The sequence below is a fragment of the Micromonospora sp. NPDC005220 genome (assembly GCF_040607895.1).
In the GTDB taxonomy this organism is placed as follows: domain Bacteria; phylum Actinomycetota; class Actinomycetes; order Mycobacteriales; family Micromonosporaceae; genus Micromonospora.
Window position 1 is genome coordinate 58,272 of sequence record NZ_JBEXHP010000016.1, and the last position, 20,222, is coordinate 78,493.

General features: G+C 67.5%; 9 protein-coding genes and 1 pseudogene. 5 read left to right on the top strand and 5 right to left on the bottom strand.

Going from position 1 to position 20,222, the window contains the following annotated elements:
- Positions 1–129: 129 nt before the first annotated feature.
- From ABZU52_RS10290 to ABZU52_RS10310, 5 genes are all read right to left on the bottom strand, one after another.
- Complete coding sequence (locus ABZU52_RS10290) at positions 130–1,686, bottom strand: ricin-type beta-trefoil lectin domain protein (RefSeq protein WP_354970741.1); 1,557 nt, start codon at positions 1,684–1,686, stop codon at positions 130–132.
- Between the two features lie 245 nt (positions 1,687–1,931).
- Positions 1,932–5,075: a GH92 family glycosyl hydrolase gene (locus ABZU52_RS10295; protein ID WP_354970742.1), complete on the bottom strand. Its 3,144-nt coding sequence runs from the start codon at positions 5,073–5,075 to the stop codon at positions 1,932–1,934.
- 146 nt (positions 5,076–5,221) lie between these two features.
- Entirely contained in the window at positions 5,222–6,250 is a 1,029-nt protein-coding gene (locus ABZU52_RS10300; RefSeq protein WP_354970743.1) for a LacI family DNA-binding transcriptional regulator, read from the bottom strand.
- 110 nt (positions 6,251–6,360) lie between these two features.
- Complete coding sequence (locus tag ABZU52_RS10305; protein ID WP_354970744.1) at positions 6,361–7,188, bottom strand: substrate-binding domain-containing protein; 828 nt, start codon at positions 7,186–7,188, stop codon at positions 6,361–6,363.
- A 749-nt stretch (positions 7,189–7,937) separates the two neighbouring features.
- Positions 7,938–10,850, bottom strand: coding sequence for a GH92 family glycosyl hydrolase (locus ABZU52_RS10310; protein WP_354970745.1), 2,913 nt, complete (start codon positions 10,848–10,850; stop codon positions 7,938–7,940).
- Positions 10,851–11,125: 275 nt separating this feature from the next.
- Here ABZU52_RS10310 and ABZU52_RS10315 point away from each other — a divergent pair, with 275 nt between their 5' ends.
- The 5 genes and pseudogenes from ABZU52_RS10315 (at position 11,126) to ABZU52_RS10335 (ending at position 19,378) form a co-directional block, all read left to right on the top strand.
- Positions 11,126–15,622, top strand: coding sequence for a glycoside hydrolase family 2 TIM barrel-domain containing protein (locus tag ABZU52_RS10315; protein ID WP_354970746.1), 4,497 nt, complete (start codon positions 11,126–11,128; stop codon positions 15,620–15,622).
- Between the two features lie 474 nt (positions 15,623–16,096).
- The gene (locus ABZU52_RS10320; protein WP_354970747.1) at positions 16,097–17,230 is read left to right on the top strand and encodes a glycoside hydrolase family 76 protein; all 1,134 of its coding nucleotides are present in this window, start codon (positions 16,097–16,099) and stop codon (positions 17,228–17,230) included.
- Positions 17,231–17,389: 159 nt separating this feature from the next.
- The gene (locus ABZU52_RS10325) at positions 17,390–17,677 is read left to right on the top strand and encodes a hypothetical protein (RefSeq protein ID WP_354970748.1); all 288 of its coding nucleotides are present in this window, start codon (positions 17,390–17,392) and stop codon (positions 17,675–17,677) included.
- A pseudogene (locus tag ABZU52_RS10330) lies at positions 17,677–17,826 on the top strand (hypothetical protein); the annotation flags it as partial. The gene ABZU52_RS10325 and the pseudogene ABZU52_RS10330, both read left to right, overlap by 1 nt.
- A gap of 112 nt (positions 17,827–17,938) precedes the next feature.
- A complete protein-coding gene (locus ABZU52_RS10335) occupies positions 17,939–19,378 on the top strand; it encodes a glycoside hydrolase family 76 protein (protein ID WP_354970749.1) in 1,440 nt (479 codons plus the stop codon).
- Positions 19,379–20,222: the final 844 nt, after the last annotated feature.

Here is a 20,222-nt window from a genome sequence, read left to right on the forward strand (position 1 = left end):
TGGTGGTGGGTGGGAGCCCGCCCGCGCCGTATGTCAACGTTGTCACCAAGCGCGAGCGGGCTCCCTGCGGATCCTGGTGTCAGGGCACGGGGTGAGGACCGGCCACCGACGGCGGTGCCGCCGGTCGGCTCAGCCGACGTGCCATTTCTGGTTGGCGGTGCCGGCGCAGTCCCAGAGGATCAACCGCGCCCCGTCGTTGCCGTTCCAGCCGTCGATGTCGACGCACTTGTTGGCCTGCGGGTTCACCAGATCGCCGGCGGCCGAGAGAACGAACTGCTGGGCGCCGGTTCCGTTGCAGGACCAGAGCTGGATCGTCGCACCGTTGGCGGTGGAACCGCCGTTGACGTCCATGCACTTGTTGTTCTGGGCCCGCAGCGTTCCGCCGGTGAACGTCCAGGCCTGCGCGGCGGTCCCGTTGCAGGACCAGGTCTGCAACGGCACACCGTCGGAGAAGTTGAGCCCGGGTACGTCGATGCACTTGTTGTTCCAGTTACTGATCAACCGGGTGTTCCCGCCACCGCCACCGCCACTGGTGACCAGGCTGAGCCCGTACGCGTTGAGAATCTCGTTGACCGGCTGGAACCACATCGTGCCGCCCGAGCTGCAGTTGCCGGTACCGCCCGAGGTGACCCCCTGAGCCTGGTTCCCCGAGATCCACGAGCCGCCCGAGTCGCCGCCTTCGGCGCAGGCGTTGCTGCGGCTCAGTCCGGAGACAGCGCCCTGTGCATAATTGATCGTCTCGTCGCGGCCCAGGATCGTGCCGCAGCGCCAGCCGGTGGTACGACCCGAACGACATACCGAACTGCCGATCGCGGCGTCCTGCGAACCCGCCACGGTGACGTTGCCGCCGGAGTAGTTGTTGACCCACGGCTGCGGTGTCCACGAGCTGTTGGTACGGATCCACGCGTAGTCGTTGCCGGGGAAGGACGAGCCGGCGAAACTGCCCTGCGAGACGTTGTTGTAGCCGAGCGTTGGGCTGCCGGTGCCACCACAGTGCCCGGCGCTGACGAAGCCGCCGACGACCGCGAAACCGACGGAGCAGAGCGTGTTGCCGTTGATGACGTACTGGTCGCCGCCACGAATGTCGTACAGGGGCCGAGGCGCCTCGGGGGACTCGACGACCGCGATGGCGTCGACAGCGACGCCGCTGTCTCTGGCGAATGCCCTGGCGGCCGGCGCGCCACCGCGCTCCGCCAGCACGACGACACGGTTGCTCATGACGTCGACGCGCCAGCCGTAGATATCCCTGCCGGCCTTGGCGCTACGCCGGTCGAGGGCCTTCATTGTGGCGTTGAGCTGCCGCTCGCCGTGAGGGACCACCGTGGCATCGGCGCCCGCGGCGCGTACCGTGGCGATGGCCGAGGGGTCGGTGACCGCGACCGTCAGGCGGTCGCCGCCATCTGGGATCCAGGCGCCGGCGAACGACGAGCCGAGCCGTTCGCGCAACCCACTCTCGACCGTCGGCGCTGCCGCCTCGGTCCGCACCCGCTTGGCGATCTGGGCGTCGGTGAGGTGCAGATCCCGCCGCATGGCGGCAACCATTCCTGGTGCCATGTCCAGGGCGGGCGTCGCGCTTGGCGCGGTTGGCGGAGCCGGCCGCGCGTCGGCGTGGCCGATGGTCGGTGTGAGACCGAGCAGGGTGATTGCTGCGGCGGCGACGCCCAGCATTTTTGGTGCACGTTTCATGGGATTCCTTCCATGCCCCCAGCCACGCGTCGACCGCGGATCGGCGGTGGCGAGGGGTATCGGGACGGGGGAGAGAGCGCTCTCTGAGCCAGATTCTGAACTCGCGATAGAGATCTGTCAATCTAATGACAAGGTTTACTCAACGCGGTGAGCTGCGCGCCGTGCGGTTCGCAACGGCATTCAGGCTCCCGCGGGCAAAGCTGGAGGTTGGGCGGCCGTCCGACTCGGACGGCCGCCCGGATGCGTCAGCTGCCGTAGACCTCGATCTCGTAGACACGGGCCGCCTGATCGGTGGTCTGCGTCGGGGTGAGGACGTTCAGTCGCACATACCTGCCGATGACGGCCAGCGGGTGGTTGCTGACGTTGGTCGTGTTGCCCCGTACCTGCGCCGCGGTCGTCCAGGCGGAGCCGTCGGCAGACACCTGGAGATCGAAGTCCCGGGTGTTCCAGGCGCTATCCTCGCCGCCCGCCCCCGCGTGGTGCACCGTGACGGACTGGATGGAGCGGCTGGCGCCCAGGTCGATGCGGAGGAACTTGGTGCCGCCCAGCGAGCACCATTTGTCGGAGGCGCCGCCGGAGGTGCTGCCGTTGACGGCCTTCTCAGGCCCCTCCGTGCTGGAGCACTGGGAGTCGGCGGTGGCCGGCCGGTTGAGCGCCAGGTTGGTCGGGCCGCTACCGCCGTACACCTCGAACTCGTCGATTCGGGCCGCGCCGTTCCCGTCGTTGGCCGGCGTCGTGGCGTTGAGCCGAACGTAGCGGGCGGCCACCGCCGAGATCGGGTGGTACGTGCGGCTGGAGCGGTTGCCGGACACCGCGGTCCGCGTCGTCCAGGTGGTGCCGTCGGTGCTGGTCTGGATGGTGAACGCACTGGTGTTCCATCCGGTGTTCTCGCCGCCGAGCCCCGCGTGTTTCACCACGAAGGACCCGATGTTCTGGTTGGACCCCAGGTCCACCTGGAGGAACTTGGTGCCGGCCGCGAGGGAGCACCACTTGCTGGTGCCGCCGAGCTTGCCGTCGAACGCCTTCTCCGGGCCCTCCGTCGGGCCGCACGGTGCCGATCCGGTGGCCGGCTTGCCGGCGGCCAGGTTGGCGCCCAGGTCCGGTGCGGCGGGCGGCGGGGTGGACCCGTCGGTGAATGACGGCGGCACGTTGGCCGGGTTCGTGCCCCACGACGACGGCGAGTTGCCCATGCTGTACGAGAGGGTGGCCCCTGCGGCGATGTCGCCGTACCGCAGCCAGGTGCGCTGCGTCGACGTGCCGTTGACCGACACACTCTGCACGTACTGGTTGCCCTGCCCGGCGTTGGTGCCGTTGATCTGGACGTCGCCGGTCGGTCGATCCACCAGGATCGAGGGGAAGAGCGGACCGTGCAGCGCGAGCGTGTCTGCCCCCGGGGTGGGGGGATACATGCCCAGCGCCGACCACACGTACCACGCGGAGGTGGCGCCGAGGTCGTCGTTGCCGGGCAGGCCGCCCGCGCCGGTGGTGAACGACTCGTTCATCACCCGGCGGACCGCGGCACTGGTGCCGGCCGGCGCCGCCGCGAAGTGGTAGGCCCACGGCACGCCGTGCTCCGGCTCGTTGCCGATATAGAAGAACGGCTGCGACTGCCCGCCGTTCGTCTGCGTGAAATGGTGGTCCAACCGCTGGATGGCTGTCTGCCGGCCGCCCATCAGGTTGATGAGGCCGGCGAAGTTGTACGGGACCATCCAGGTGTACTGCGAGGCGTTGCCCTCGGTGTAGCCGGACTGGCTGGCCGGGTCGAGCGGCCATGGCCAGGTGCCGTCGGCGTTGCGCCGGTGGACGTAGCCGGACTCGGTGTTGAAGACGTTGCGCCACCACTGCGCACGCGTCATGTGGGTGTTGTACTTCGCGGTGTCGCCCAGGGCCCGGGCAAACTGGGCGACGGCGAAGTCACTCGCCGAGTACTCCAGCGAATCGGACGGGTCACCGTCGATGTACTGCCGCTGCACGTACCCACTCTGCCGACCGCGGATCGGGTTGCCCTGGGTGGTCCCGCCGTTGGAGCTCTTCTCCATCAGGGCCAGCGCCGCCGCGGTGTCGAAGTCACGAGCGCCGAACTGGTAGAGGCTGTCCACGATGATCGGGCCGGGATCGCCGTTCATCACGAAGGTCTCGTTGGTGTTGTGTGACCATTTGGGCAGCAGGCCGCCCTGCTGGCCGTCGAGCACCATCGACTTGGCGATGTCGGCGGCCTCCACGGGTGCGATGAACGCGATCAGCGCCGACCATGACCGGTAGATGTCCCACCCGGAGTAGTTCTGGTACACGGGGTGGCTGGCCGTGTGGATGGCATTGTCGAAGCCGCGGTACTGCCCGTTGACGTCGTTGGACACGTTGGGGTTGATGAAGACGCGGTAGAGCGCGGTGTAGAACTTCTGCAGGTCGGTGGCGGTGCCACCGGTAGCCTGCACCCGGTTGAGGATCGCGTTCCACTGCGCGTCGGCGTTGGCACGGACGGTGTCGAACCCGAAGCCGGACTGCTCGCTGGCGAGATTGGCCTGGGCGCCCGCCTGGCTGACGAACGAGATGCCGACCTTGACCTGCACCACCGGGTTGCTGGCGGTGTCGAAGGTCAGATATCCGCCGGAGTTGGTGCCGCTGGCACTGGCGGAGCCCGCGCTGACGGTGCCGCCGAGCCAGGTGCCGACACCGGTGGGCGCGCGGTCGAACTCCATCCGATAGAAGATCTGGTAGGTCCTGCTGTTGCCGCAGAAGCCACCACCGGTGACGCTGCCGGTCACGGTGGAGCCGTTGATCGAGATCGAGCCGTTCCGGCTGCCGGTCGCACTGCGGCTGGTGTTGACCAGTACGCGCGCCGTGTTGGTGGACGGGTAGGTCAACCGCAGGGCAGCCGTACGTTTGGTGGCCGACGCCTCTACCCTGGTGTTGCCGTAGTTGCTGAGCACGGCCTGGTAGAAGCCGGGTCGGGCCTGCTCCTGAGTCTTGTTCTGGGTGGCGCGGTAGGACGTCCACGAGGTGCCCGGCGAGGCGCCGATAGCCCCGGTGATCGGAAGGATGCCGAGGTCCTCGTTGTTGGAGCAGCCGGCACCGTTGAAATGGGTGAGGCTGAACTCTTCGATCTGTGTGTCGCTGAACCGGTATCCCGAGGGTGAGGCGGTGGGCGTGTCCGGGCTGAGCTGGACCATGCCGAAGGGCTGCACCGGGCCGGGGACGGTGCTGCCGCCGGCGCCGCCCCCGACGGGGTTGGGGGCGTTGCTGTCGTCGGTGCCGACGAACGGGTTGACGTAGCCGGTCAGGTTGAGGGGTGCGGCCGCGCCGGGCGAGGCGACGGCGACGAGCAGGGACGTGCCGGTGACGGCGGTGACCAGCAGGCTGAGCAGACGGGACGGGCCTGATCGGAGCATGGTGGGGGTCCTCCTTGGGGGCGCGATGGCAACTCCCACGACAACGTTGTCATCGAACAACGTCGAAATGATGTGATAGTCCTCCGGCTGACGTGTGTCAATGCATGGTGGATTACTCGAACGCACACCCCGCCGGCCGGGGCTGCTCAGCCCAACTGGTCGGCCGGCGCACGCTCGCCCGAACCGCGTGCCAGCAGCCGGGTCGGGATCACCGCGCGCCGAGCCGGGCCGACATCGCCGTTGATCCGGTCCAACAGCAGCTGAGCGGCCCGCTGTCCCATGTGCTCCGTGTCGTGCGCGATGACGCTGACCCCCAGCAGCTCGCCGAGATCCAGGTCGTCGAAGCCGATTAGTGCCGGCGGTGCCCGGTGGCCGCGTAGTGCCCGGAGCGCGCCGTTGGTGATCCGGTTGTTCGTGGTGAACAAGGCGGTCGGGGCAGGGGTCCGGCCGAGCAGCTCGCGTACCGCCCGTTCTGCTGCCGTGATGTCGTGCGCGTTCTCGACCAGATACTCAGCCCAGTTTGTTATGCCTGCGGTTGTCATCGCCTCGGCGAACCCTGCCACGCGGTCGCGGTGGGTGCTCAGCCGGGACAGGTCCCCGACCACGCCGATGCGCCGGTGCCCGGCCGCTACCAGGTGCGCGCCGGCTTGCCGCGCGCCGTCGTGGTTGTCCAGCAGGACCGCGTCCGCGGTCAGGTTGACCGGAGGACGGTCCACGAAGATAAACGGGATGCCGTGGCGGTGTTCGGAGGCGAGGTGACCGTGCTCGGCCGCGGCCGAGGCGATCACGAGTGCCCGGACCCGCCGCTCGAGCAGGGTGTCGACAAGCAGGCTTTCCCACTCCGGGTCCTCGTCCGTGCTGGCGGTGATCACCTGAAAGCTGTGGATGCGCAGTTCGCGTTCCAGCCCGCTGGCCAACCGGGAGTAGAACGGGTTGGCCAGGTCGCCGGTGAGCAAACCCACCAGCGTGGAGGTGTTGGCGCCGCGACGCAATTCGCGGGCGACGCCGTTGAGTCGGTAGCCGAGCTGGTCGGCGGCCTGCTGCACCCGCGCGCGGGTGCCGGCGGCCACGCGAGGCTCACCGCCCAACGCCCTGGACGCGGTCTTTACCGAAACCCCCGACAGCGCGGCAACCTGTATGAGGCTCGGCCTGGCGGGCGATCGATCGTCGTTCATGGCAGGGATTATCGCACCGATGCCGCACCTGGCGGTCGGTCCGTCGCGGGCTGGTGGAGTCACGGCGCCCTGCGCGGCAAGCGCGGGGCGGTCGAAGCGCGGGAGGGCGCCTATCGTCCTCCGCGCATTTGCAGCGTCGTCGGCAGCAGCACCTGGGCGACGGGCTCGGTGCTGCCACGGATTCGCCGGAAGAGCAGCTCGGCCGCTCGCCGGCCCAGCTCGACGCCGTCGTAGGTGACCATTGCCACCGGGCGCGGCAGCAGGTCGGCAAGCTCCACATCGTCGAAGCCGGCCACGTCGATCCCGGGCTCGTGCTGGTCGACGATCTGTAGGACGCCGAGGCAGATCTGGTTGTTGTCGGCGAAGATCGCGGTCGCGGACGCCGGTCCGGCCAGCAATCTGGCTGCTGCGTCCCGGGCCCCCGCTACTCCGTGGACGTTCAGACTGACCAGAGCTGGGTCGTAGGGCAGGCCGGCCTCCTCCAGCGCCCGACGGTAGCCGGCTCGGCGTCCGGCCCCGGTCCCCACGGCCGGGTCGCCGCCGATGTAGCCGATCCGGCGGTGTCCGCGCGACAACAGGTGACGTACCGCCTGGTGTGCGCCACCGACGTTGTCCAAAATCACCGAGTCCGTCAGAATCCCGGCCGGGGCGCGGTCGATGAAGACCATCGGTGCGCGGTGAGCCAACTCCCTGTGCAGCTCGGCATGGTCATCAGCGGTCGGCGTCACCAGTAGTCCGTCAACCTGCCGGCGTACCAGGTCGCGCAGGAGGTCGCATTCCTGCTCGAAGCTCAGCCCGGTACTGCCGACGATCAGTACGCGCTGATGCCGCCGGGCGATCTCCACCACGCCCCGTGTGATGGCCGACCAGAAGGGATTCGCTGGATCCTCAATCACCAGTGCGATGGTCGCGGTGGCCTGGTCGGGTCGCCTTGGCATCTCGCAGTCTCCTCGGTGATGGGCGAAATGTCTGATCTCTAGTCGCTTTGGGCGCAGCGACCACGGCGGCCAGAACATCGAGAGGCGATGATCGAAACATTGATGAAATCAACGTACCTGATCGGCATCCTGCTGCCGACCAGCAAAGACGTGCCGAGGCGCCTGGGAGCGTGACCATTGGCATTCGACGTCCGAGGCGGACGTCGCCCGTCACTTCGCCGTCACACTGCGCTACAGCGGTGGCTTGCTCGCCGGGATCCGACCCACCAATGAGGGCTGCCCCGGCTGTCGCTTGCCGTGCAGTCCACTGCGCACAGTGATCACGTGGTGACGCTTTGGGCGCTAGTCCGGGTTGGTCGGAAAGAATGGACGACGAAGCCGAAGGATTGGCTACTTCTTGGGTTCTGTCCGACGACTACCAGGCCAGTGGCCGGGGCGAGCCCGAGGCGGGTCGAGCCGCTTGAGGTTCCATCGGGTAGCCGATCCCTCCCGTCTCGTCCCGGAGATGAGCGACTCGAGTCGGCGTCGATCAGGTGCCGGGTCGGGTGGGTGAGAAACGCCGACGGAGGTGCACGGCGTTCCTCACCCGGTGGTTCGGTTGAACCCGACGGTCGGTCAGCTACGGGACCATCTTTGCTCGGTGCCGCCGTTGCCGGTTGAGAGGTTGAGTACGGTGCTGTTAGTGGTGCCGTGGCCAACCTCGTCGAGGCACTCGGGGCTTTCTCGTGATCGCATGGAGGCTCCAGGTGTCATTGAAGAGTGAGGGCGTACAGCTGGATCCGTGGGTCGTCGGGGAGGGTCACCGAACGCAGTTCCTTGCCCGGGTTCAGCGCGACGGCCACGCCGAACAGGTTGACCGGCGGCCCGTCGAGGCCTTGACCGGCCTTGATTCGGTGCGGCATGGCGAGCACCGTCGTGCTGTCACCGGCGGGACCGCACCAGTCTGGGACGGTCACCGTGGCCGCGGCCGTACTGCCGTCGGTGTACCGGATGGTTACCGCGCCGGTCACCGGGCCATGGTGGGCGGCGGCGACGAACCGCAGGGTACTGCGCCGGACGGTGGGTAGCGGCAGGGTTTGCCCGCCGGCCTGGACGAAGTTCTTGGCGGTGCCCCCGGACGGCGGCGTGCTGTAGACCACGCCGCCCCAGGTCACCGCGCCAGGCGGCGGAAGGAGCGCGGCGTCATAGCTCCAGCCGCCGCCGTCGAAGTTGCCCTCTCCGGTCGCCGCCACGGTGGCGGTGCCGTCCGTGGTCCGGACGGCGGAGAGATCGATCCCGCACTGTGCGCCGGAGGTCACGGCGCAGGTCTGCGACGCCGCGGTGTTGACCGAAGGCGGCTGGTCGGCCACGGCGGTGCCCCAACTCGACGGTGACGTGCCGACGGTATGCGCGATGGTGCCGCCTCGCGCGATGGTCTGCCAGGTGAGCCAGTTCGGGGTGTGCGCCCGCCCGTTGACCTGGACGGACTGCACGTAGCGGCGGGTGTCACTGACGTCCGGCGCGGTGATCGTCAGGGTGCCGCCCTGCCGGTCGGCGTATCCGCCGATGCGCACGGTGGCTGAGGGGAACTGCGGGCTGTTCACGGTCAGGAAGTTCGCGCCGCTCATGGTCGGGTAGAGGCCAAGGGAGGAGAAGACGTACCAGGCGCTCATCGTGCCGAGGTCGTCGTTGCCGGTCATGCCGTCTGGACCCGTGGTGAACAGGGTCATCGCCGCGCGGACCACGGTGGCGGTCTTCGCTGGGGCGCCGACCCAGTGGTAGACGTATGGGGCCAGCAGGTCCGGCTCGTTGTTCGGGTTGTAGGTTGCCTTGCTGTAGTAGTCGTACGGGCTGGCGATCCAGTCGGTGCGGGCGGTGCGGGCCGGATCGGCCAGCAGCTTCGGGTACGCGAAGAAGTCGTCGAGTCGCTGCTCACCCGGCTGTCGGCCGCCCATCAGCGACAGCAGCCCCGCCGGATCCTGCGGCACCAGCCACTGGTACTGGTAGGCCCCGCCCTCGTGGAACTGGTGGCCGGCGTCGACGGGGTTGTACGGCGTGACCCAGGACCCGGAGGTGGTCCGCGGCCGGAACTGTTTGATCGAGGTGTCCCACAGGTTGCGGTACCACTGACCGCGTTCGGTGAACGTCCGGGCGTCGTCGGCGCGGCCTAACGCGCTGGCCATCAGGGCGAGCGACGCGTCCGCTGCGGCGTACTCGAGAGTGGCCGAGGCAGGGTGGGCGCAGTCGTTGTCGCCGCCCTGGTGCGCACAGTTCGTGCCGAGCGTCAGTCCGGACGGAATGAAGCCGCGGTCGCTGTAGTACCCGTTGCCGCTGCGCCCGTTGTACTGCGAGCCGGCCGGCGGCCTCCCCAGGGCGTTGGACCGTAGCAGCGCGTACGCCTCCTGCTCGTATCCGGCCAGCAGACCCTTGGACCACGCTTCGACCAGGAACGGGGTGACCGGGTCGCCGGTCATGATGTTGGTCTCGCTGTTGGCCAATGCCCAGCGCGGCAACCAGCCGCCGTCGCGCCCGATCGCCAGCACCGACAGCGCCACGTCGCGGGCGACCTGCGGCGTCAGCATCTCGAGCAACTGGTTCTGCGGTCGGTAGGTGTCCCACAGCGAGAAATTCTGGTACGGCGTGTAGCCACTCGCCGTGTGCACCTTGTCGTCGAAGCCGATGTACCGCCCGTCGACGTCCCCGGCGAGATTGGGGTGCAGCAACGAGTGGTAGAGCGCGGTGTAGAAAACGCTCTGCCGGTCGGCCGAGCCGCCGGTGATCCGCACGGCGTCGAGTTGCTGCGCCCAACTTGCGCGCAGGGCGGCGCGGGTGGCATCGAAGTCGTACGAGCCGCCGGTCTCAGCCGTGAGATTCTTCCGCGCACCATCCGGTCCCGTGTACGAGAGCGCCACCTTCACCACGACGTCCCGGTCGGCGCTCGGGTCGAAGGTGACCCAGCCCCCGTTCCCGCCGGTGCCCGCCGCGTCCCGGACGCCTGCACTGCGGGCCGAACCGCGCCAGGTGCCGAAGGAAGCGAAGGGCCGGTCGAAGCTGGCCGAGAAGTAGACGGTGTGGTCGTCCTTGCCGGCGCAGAAGTTGCCCGCGCGCACCCGGCCCTCGACCGTGCGGTCACCGACGATGTGCACTTCGGAATCCAACACGCTCTGGTTGGCCTTGCCGGTGTTGAACAGGACGTTCCCGGCACCGGACGCGGGAAAGGTGTACCGCTGCCAGCCGGTGCGCGCGGTGGCGGTCAGTTCGGCGTTCACGCCGTATTTCGCCAGGCCGACCCGGTAGTAGCCCGGTGTCGCCTGTTCGTCGGCATGGCTGTACGCGGAGCCGTAGACCTGGGGGTCGACGCTGCCGACGGCACCCGTCGTCGGCATCATCGGCAACTCGCCGGCAACGCCGCAGCCGACCCCGGATAGGTGGGTCTGGCTGAAGCCGTAGATGCTCGTCTGCTGATAGTCGTACCCGCCCTGCCCGCCGGTGTCCGGACTGAGCTGGACCATCCCGAACGGCGCGCTCGCACCCGGGAAGGTGTTGCCAAAATTTTGGGTGCCGACGAATGGCCGCACCAGGTCGACCGGCGCCGGGGCAGCGTCGGCGGGGCTGACACCGACGACCAAGGTGGCGGCTGTCAGCAGCACGGCGGCGGCCAGCCGGGGGAGTAGCGAGGCCACGGGGTTACCTCCGGGTCAACGGCGAAAGACGATGGCGACATCGTTGTCACATAAGTTCAAGGGAGTCAATATCCCCGCGTCGTCTGAGCGGGTCCCGGGAGAACGGGCGGGCGGGATCCTCGGCAGTGCCGGTGCGTGATCCCCCAGGACTGCCTGGACCACGAAACATCAAGGACCGTCACCATCGGACATTGACGCACAACGTTGACACCTTTTCGAACAAGTGACAACGTTGACACAAGTCCGAAGCGTCGCTCGAGTAGGAGGTGCCGCCGGTGCGCCGGTTCGTCAACCTGTCGGTCGTCGGTGTTCTGCTGGCCTCGCTCGGTGGAGTCGCCGCCGCGAGTCCGGCGGCCGATGCACCCTCCGATATCTACCGTTACCTGGACGATCCGCGGATGGTGCAGGAGAATCAGGAAGCGCCGCACGCCGAGTTGCGTCCCTACGCCAACGGTGAGGCGGCGCGACTCGGCAACAAGGATTCGCCGTGGATGCGATCTCTGGACGGTGCCTGGCGGCTGTCGATGGCCGACCGTCCGGCGGACGTACCCCGCGAGTTCTACCGCGAGGGTTTCGATGTGTCGGACTGGCAGACAGTCTCGGTGCCGCACACCTGGCAGTCGGATGGTCTGGACCATCCGCTGTTTCGCAACCTGGTCACCGAGATGGTCCCGGACGCACCGCCGACGGTGCCGCGCGACATCAACCCGACCGGCGCTTACGTGCGCACGGTCGACCTGCCGGAGAGTTGGGATGGCCGCCGCACGTTCCTTCGCTTCGAGGGGGTGACGAGCGCCTACCTGGTGTGGGTCAACGGGACGTATGTCGGCTACGACCAGGGTGGATACACGCCGGCTGAGTTTGACTTGAGCGGTGCGGCCCGTCCGGGGCGTAACACGATCGCCGTGCAGGTCCACAGGTGGAGCGCCGGAAGTCACCTGGAGGTGTACGACCAGTGGCGGTTCTCCGGTATCTTCCGCAGCACGTGGTTGTACTCGACGCCGCAGACGTATCTGCGGGATGTGACCGTGACAACCCCGGCGAGTGCGGGGCTGCGGGCGGTGGTTGACGTGGCCGCTCGTGTCGGCCCGGCAGGCGCCTACACCGTGCGCGGCCGGTTGTACGACCCCAAGGGCCGGCCGGTAACCACAGTGACCGCCTCCGCCGAACTCGGCACCGAGCCGGGCAGGGTCACTCTGCAGGCCGCGGTCGCCGACCCGCTGCCCTGGACGGACGAAACCCCCAATCTTTACGTACTCGTCGTCGAGTTACTCGATCCCACCGGACGAGTCACCCACGTGACGCGGCAGCCCGTCGGGTTCCGCACCGTCGAAGTCCGCGACAAGCAGCTCCTGGTCAACGGAAAGCGGATCCTGGTGCGGGGCGTGAACCATGCCGATGCCGACCCCGACGGCGGCCGGCACGTTCCCCGGGCCCGGCTCGAGCAGGACGTCGACCTCCTCAAGCAGCACAACGTGAACGCGATCCGGACCGCGCACTATCCCAGCGACCCGTACCTGTACGAACTCGCGGACAAGCACGGGCTCTGGATCGACGACGAGGTCGAGGTGGAGACCCACCACCATGACAACTGCCCATCCAACTGCCTGGCCGACCTACCGGAATGGAAGGACGCATTCCTCGACCGGTTCATCGGTATGGTGCAACGGGACAAGAACCACCCCAGTGTGCTGATGTGGGACACCGGCAACGAGGCGGGGCTGGGCGCGGCACATTTCGCGATGGCCGAGTGGGCCGACCGCAATGAGCCGACCCGACCGCTGTACCACCAGTCGAACAGTCCCGACGGCGACGCGCCCTTCGCCGACGTGTGGGGGCCGCGTTATCCGTCACCGGCTTCGCTGGAGGACAAGGCGAAGACCACACAGAAGCCGATCGTGATGGGGGAGTACGTCCACGCCCAGGGCAACAGTCTCGGCAACTTCCGGGAGTTCTGGGACGTGATGCGCAAGTATCCGTCGGCGCAGGGCGGCTTCATTTGGGACTGGGTCGACCAGCAGCTACGGCAGCCACTGCGCATTGTTCCGGACGGGTCCGGCAACGACATCCAGGCGTGGATCAACGGGTTGCCGGACACGGTGCCGGGCCCGAACGGCGGTAACGCGCTGGCGCTTTCCGGCTTGGACGACTTCGTCGAGGTCTACCGGGATCCGACGTTGGACGAGGTTTCACGTGGCCTGACGCTGGATGCCTGGGTCAAACCCGCCCGTCCCTGGACCGGTGACCTGACCATCGTCGCGAAGGGCAACACCCAGTACGCGATCAAGATGAAGACCGAGGATCAACTCGAGTTCTTCGTGTACGGCGAGGGCGCCTATCACACCGTGCAGGCCCCAGTTCCCGCCGACTGGTACGACAAGTGGCACCGGGTGTCCGGAACTTTCGACGGTGACGTGCTGCGTCTGCACATCGACGGCGTGGTCGTGGGCGAGACCCGGTGGACAGGGACCATCCAGCGGTCCGCGTGGCCGGTGAACATTGGCCGCAACGCCGAGTCTATGCGGGAGAACGCCAACAATACCCGGATGGCTCACGGCGCGGTTGACGATGTGCGGATTTACCACCGCGCCCTGACCACCACCGAGTTGGCCGACCCTGCCGTCCAGGACGACCCGGTGCTTGCGCTGAACTTCGAGAACATCCGGACCCGCGGAACTTATCTGTCGTACGGCGCGGGCGAAGCCGGCAACGACGGCATGGTGCGCCCGGATCGCGAGCCGCAGCCGGAGGCGACTGCGCTGTGGGCCGTGCAGGCTCCCATCCGGTTCGCACTCGCCGACGGGGCGCTAGCAGTGACCAGTGAGCGTGCCTTCACCGACACTGCAGACGTTCGGGTGCGCTGGGAATACGTCGAGGGTGACAGGGTCTTGCGCTCCGGCTCGGCCGCGGTGGTCGTGGCGCCGGGGACGACCGCGCGTCTCAATCTGCCCACGCCGCCGGCCAATCCTCGGCAGGCCCAGCGTCACCTGACTGCGCGTGCAGTTCTGGCGAAGGACGCCGGCTGGGCGCCTGCCGGACACGTGGTGGCGGTCGAGCAGTTCCCGCTGGGTGGTGATCAGGTTCCGGGAGTGTTCGCCCGTGAGGCGACCGGCGACGTGACCACGCGCACGACCGCCGACGGCGTCGTGCTGAGCGGACGCGACTTCGTCTACACCGTCGACCGGCGGTCGGGGACTCTGACGTCGATGAAGGTTCGGGGGACCGATCTGCTCACCGGCGGGCCCGAGCTCGACGTCTGGCGGCCGCCGGTCAGCAACGACGTCGACGAGGCCCGGGCCTGGCGGTCGGTCGGACTTGACCGCCTGGCCAGCACGGTCACCGGGGTGAGCACCTCGGGCTCCACCGTCACGATCCAGAGCACCGTGGCCGCCGCGGGCGTGACCGACGCCGGGTTCCATCAGGAACTTCGGTATGCGGTCGCAGCGAACGGTGATGTGCGGGTCTCGCATCGGGTGACTCCGTTCGGCAGGATGCGGGATCTGCCGATGTTGCCCCGGATCGGTCTGCAGATGCGGCTGCCGTCGAAGCTCGGCACTTTCGTGTGGAACGGTCGCGGTCCGGGCGAGACATACCCGGACCGGATCGACGGTTCCCCGGTCGGCGTCTGGCGTTCGACTTTCGAGAAGGAGTACGTCGCCTACAGCGCTCCTCAGGAGTACGGCAATCACGAGGATGTCCGGTGGGCGACGCTCTCTGACGGCCGCTCGTCCGGACTTCTCGTGGCGGGTGATCTGTCGGTCGGCGTCACGCCGTTCACCGGCATTGACCGGGCGCAGTACCCGTTCGCCCTGAAGCGGACTCCGGGCGAGTTCACGCTACGTGCCGACCACGCGGTCAGCGGAGTCGCCGAGACGTTCCATTCGGTGCTGCCGCAGTATCAGGTCCCAGCCGACCGGGAATATGCCTACGCCCTGCTGCTGCGACCATTGACCCGGACCGAGGCGGTTGCCGGGCGTCCGGACGGACCGGCGACCTGTGCGCCGCGCGCCACCCTTCCGGCGGCGGCGTCGCTGGAACCGGAGACCTCGACCACCCTCAAGCTGACGATCCACAATCCCTGCCCGGGGGCGATCCGCAATCTCACCGCGTCCGTCGAGCTGCCCACCGGCTGGTCGGCCGGCCCGGTACAGGTCGGCACTTTGGCGTCGGGTGCGTCTACGACCCGGGAGGTGCGGGTAACCCGTGGTCCGAACACGGCTGTCGGGGAGTATCCGATTTACGCGAGCCTCACTGGGACCGGGGCAGGCAACGCCCGGGTGTACGCCCGCACTGCGGAGGGCATGGTGGCGGCGAATCCGGCCCCGCCGGCCGGTGACACCGCCCTTGCCGACGTCCAGTTTGTGCGCGTCCGCAATGGGTGGGGTCCGGTCGAGAAGAACACGAGCAACGGTGAGAACGGCACCGGGGACGGCGCCGGCCTGCGGATCGGGGGAGTGGCGTACGACCGGGGTCTGGGTGTGCACGCCGACTCGGCGGTCGTTGTGCACCTGGGCGGTCGATGCACCTCGTTCACCGCCGCGACCGGCGTCGACGACGAGGTCGGCGATGGCGGCAGCGTGGTCTTCGAGGTGTGGGCGGACGGCGTCCGAGCCTGGGCCGGGCAGCGGGTGAGCGGGACCGACGGCCCGGTCGCGGTGGACGTTCCGTTGACCGGGGTGAACCGGGTCGAGCTGCGGGTGACCGATGCGAGTGACGGCAACGCCCTCGATCACGCCGACTGGGCGGACGCCGTTCTGCACTGCGCGGCGTAACCACGGCAGGAGGCACAGGCGCGGTGGTCATGGCACTGCCCGGGACGCAGGCGTGGGATGCCCCAGCGTACGTCCGGGTCGCACAACCGAATATCTCGTAGCGAACGGTTTGTTTATAGCGGCATAGCGCGCCTGCCTTGGTGGGCGGTGTCGTGAGCGGTCATCAGAGCGCTCGCGGCACCGCCCATCTCTGTATTTTTGTGATTGCGCTACTTCGCGCGCTCGGACGGGGCTGCAACATCAATTCACGCCTATGTGTAAAGGGATTGACATGTCGACTTAACGGAGGTGTAATAGTTCATGCGCAGGTAGCGGTGAATTGTGAACCGCCGATCCTCGTCGGACGATCAATCACATATATCCTGCAGCCCCCCCGAAAGGTGGCAGCGACTCCTTCGTCCGCACGATTTTCGAGGACAGTGCTCGGCGCTGATCTCGGCATGTGCGGCTCCGTCCGACCCGAAGGGTTTCACAATGAGCAGACGCACCTCCATGTCCGCTGGAATGGCTGCGGCCCTGGCGGTCACCATGGTCGCCACGCTGACGCCGGCCGGCACGGCGAGCGCCGCGCCGCCGGAGCCGAATTCGGCCTCCGTGCTGACCGTCAACCTCGACTCGGCTTTTGCGGCGATGAACAACGCTTTCCTCGTCAGCAACGGTTCGCAGCGGTATTACAAAACATCCCTGAACAACGGGGAAAAGGACTATTTCTGGCGTCAGGCACTGGACATCCAGGCTGTCCAGGACGTGTACGACAGAACGGGGAGCCCGGCGACCCGCGATCTGATCAGCCGCCTTCTCGACACGTTCCTGCAGCAGAACAGGGGTGGTGGCGGCCTCTACGACTGGAACTGGAACGAATACAACGACGATCTGCTCTGGGCTGGACTCGCCTTCGCCCGGGGCTACCGGATCACCGGCAACCTAACCTATCTGAACCAGGCGCAGTACGCCTTCAACCGGGTCTACGACCGAGGGTGGGATTCCAACCTGGGCGGCGGCATCTGGTGGGACATTCGAAGGAGGGACAAGAATGCTCTCAGTAACAGTCCGGCGGTCATTCTTGGCGTCCTCATCTTCGAGTCCACCAACGACCGCGGGTATCTGAACAAAGCGCAGGCAATTTTTGATTGGGTGTGGGCGACGCTGTTCAATCGCAGCACCGGAGCCGTGCACGAGACGATATGGGCCGATGGCCGGCTTGCTGGTGGGCAAACCGTTTACTCGGCCGGCGCCTTTGTCAGCGCCGCCCAGGCCCTCTATCGAAACAACAGGCGGCAAAGCATTTTCAATGACGCCAAGCGGACGACCGACTGGGTCATTCGCGACCGCACGACAAACGGCATCATGACGAGTAATCAACGCGAGGGAACTTGGCAGTCCGAGTTCGCGCGAGGAATGGGTGAGTTCGTGCGCGAAAACAATCTGTGGGGCGAATACTACGATTGGATGCGGCGCAATGCCGACGCGGCCTGGAACGCGCGGCGTACCGACCTCAACCTCACCTGGAACCGTTGGGATGCGCCGATGCCCCGAGACGACACCCGGACGGTCGAAATCATCGGCTCGGTGATCATGCAAGCCGTTACCCCGGCGACCAGACCATAGCAGTGCGACTTCCAGTGGGCGCGGCGAACAGTCGGTGGTTCGTCGCGCCCGGGTGACGGAGCCGACGACCTTACCTGGACCTTCGTTGGCTCTCGCATAGCCTATGTCCGCGACGCCGGAAACGGCGCCGCTGCCGGGGCCCAAAAGCGGTATCCGAACTTGACCGATGCGCGGCGGGAGACCGTCGAGCCGATGCTGCCGCTACTGGCCGATTTTCTGCCCCGGCCGATCGCGTTCGTCACCTACGAAGTGATCGAGTTCGGTCGCCGCGCTGCTGGTCTGCTGTTCCGGCGGATTGACGATGGCACCGACACGTTCATTTACCTGCTGATGCCGACCATGCTTGGCGAGGCGCGCCGGTCGTGTCCGGTGACTGATCCAGTGACCAGCTATATCTGCTGCCATGACAACGTTGACATCGTTACATGGTTGATTTTCTATGACTGATGTCAGACCTCTCCGTTTGGTTCGCCAACCACATCAGCCCGTTCCGAAGGCACCAACCAGCAGTGGACGTCAACGCCGACGACACCGTCGTCGGCGTTGCCTCCGGCGAGTGCCTCGACGCAACGGCGCACGGCACTGCCAACGGAACCCTCCTGGCCATCTGGACCTGCACCGGCGGCGTCAACCAGCGCTGGTCGCGCAACCGAAAGGACGACAGACGTGGGAAAAATAGTGGCCGGCCTCACAACCGCAGCACTCGCAGTGGGTCTACTGCTCGGAGTCGCCGGCCGCGCCGAGGCGGCGGCGACCCCGACGCCGGACAGCGCCGGTGTCGGCGCCACCGGCCGCGCGACGGCGGCGATCCCGGCCTCAAACAGTGTTGGTGTCCTGATGCAGTCCTTCAACCCCTCCACCGGCCGGATTGGCAGCGACTGGTGGACCAGCGCGGTGTCATTGAGCACTGTGATGACCTACCGCCAGGCGACCGGCGATACCCAGTACGACTACGCGATCTCCGAGGCGTTCGCGAAGAACAGGGACTTCACGAACGAGTTCGTCGACGACACCGGCTGGTGGGCGTTGGTCTGGATCCAGGCCTACGACATCACCGGCAACCGGAGCTATCTCAACATGGCCGAGACCACCGTCAGGTACATGCACGATTACTGGGACTCGACGTGCGGTGGCGGCGTCTACTGGAAGACGGACCGCCAGTACAAGGCGTCGATCGCCAACGAGCTGTTCCTCGCCGCGACAGCAGGGCTGCACAACCGCATCCCCGGTGACACGTTGTACCTCGGCTGGGCCAATCAGGAATGGAACTGGCTCCGCAACTCCGTCCTGATCAGCAACAACCTGGTCCGCGACGGACTCAACCTCCCCGGCTGCGGCCCCCGTACTTCTCTCTACACGTACAACCAGGGCGTCATCCTGCAGGGTCTGATCGAGTTGTCCAGGGCCACTGGCAACACCTCACTGCTGACCACGGCCAAGTCGATCGCCACCGCCGGCGTCAACCGCTTCAACCGCAACAACGTGCTCTACGAAGGGTGCGAGCCGAACTGCTCCGGTGACGGGCAGGCTTTCAAGGGTGTCTTCATCCGCTACCTGCGGGCGCTGGCGAAGGCTACCAACACCACCGAGTACGACGCGTTCATCACCACGACCGCCAACTCCATCCTGGCCAACAACACCAACAGCGCCGGCCAGCAGGGCAACTCCTTCGTAGGGCCGTTCGCCCTGTGGAGTCCCAGCACGCAGGCCGCTTCCGCGGCCGCGCTCATCGCCGCGCTGGGCAACGGCGCACCGCCAGCGACCGTCGCTGTCCTGAGGGGCCAGGAATCCGGCCGCTGCGTCGATGTGCCGGGCGCCACCCAGGTAAACGGCACCAGGGTCGCACTGTGGGACTGCAACGGCGGCGCCAACCAACGGTGGGTCGCCACCGGTTCGCGGCAACTGCAGGTATACGGCAGCAAGTGCCTGGACGTGGGCGGCGCCAGCACCGCCGACGGGGCGGCGGTCGCCATCGACGACTGCACCGGCGGCACCGACCAGCAGTGGAACGTCAACGCCGACGGCACCGTCGTCAGCGTCGCCTCCGGCAAGTGCCTCGACGCAACGGCGCACGGCACCGCCAACGGGACCCTCCTTACCATCTGGACCTGCACCGGCGGCGCCAACCAGCGTTGGTCGCGCGGCTGAAATCAAATCGCGGACGCCGCCCCATTCAACAGCGGGACGGGCACCAGGCCGACGTTCCGGTTCGCCACCCCCCGGTTGCGAACCGGATCGTCGCCGGTACTGCGAGCGCCGCCGCCCCTGAACCCGATCCGCTGCAGGTTGCGCCGACTGGAACCGCGACACTGCTGAGCAACAACGGCAGCCACTACGAGCAGGCGCTATCCGCCACGGGATCTGGTGCACCGGCCGTTCGACCACCAGAGGACCGCACCGCTGTACGGGCAGAGCCTCCGCCGGAAACGACGCCCGCGGCAAGCCGCGGAGGCGCTACGGCTGAGCACCGAACTGTTCGACGGCCTCGGGCCGAGACGGTGGGCCGACGTTGCTCGGGATGAGCTTCGCGCGGAGGCTGGCTCGGCGCCGAGCGCTCCGCCATTCAACATCTTCTCGACGACCAGGTCGTGATAATCGTTCAAGCCAGCATGGAAACGCCAAGTGCGCTCCCCGGTGGCTCCGGCTCACCGCTCTGGACCCGGACGCCCGCTACCAAATCGCCGCCGCCGGCGTCACCGACGGCGGGCCCGGACGCCTGACCGACAAATCCCGCTGGCACGGCGGCACCCTCATGGCCCTCGGCATCCGCCCTGCCGCCTGGAACCGATCTAGCCCGACCGTTGCTGCGATCTGATCCTGCTGCGCGAACACGCCTATGACCTCACGGAGTGCGGCGAGGGAGCATGTGCGGCCGGGTGCGCTGCTCCGTCCGGACTGGTGCGCGCCCGCCCCGAACGCCAGGTGCCGGCTGACATGAATGTGCATGTGGATGCCGTTGGACCCGCCGCAGCGGCGGTGGACCCACGACAAG

Coding starts and splice junctions, on each gene's coding strand:
- ABZU52_RS10320 (WP_354970747.1), top strand. CDS start 16,097: ATGAGCAGACGCACCTCCATGTCCGCTGGAATGGCTGCGGCCCTGGCG.
- ABZU52_RS10295 (WP_354970742.1), bottom strand. CDS start 5,075: ATGCTCCGATCAGGCCCGTCCCGTCTGCTCAGCCTGCTGGTCACCGCC.
- ABZU52_RS10290 (WP_354970741.1), bottom strand. CDS start 1,686: ATGAAACGTGCACCAAAAATGCTGGGCGTCGCCGCCGCAGCAATCACC.
- ABZU52_RS10305 (WP_354970744.1), bottom strand. CDS start 7,188: ATGCCAAGGCGACCCGACCAGGCCACCGCGACCATCGCACTGGTGATT.
- ABZU52_RS10300 (WP_354970743.1), bottom strand. CDS start 6,250: ATGAACGACGATCGATCGCCCGCCAGGCCGAGCCTCATACAGGTTGCC.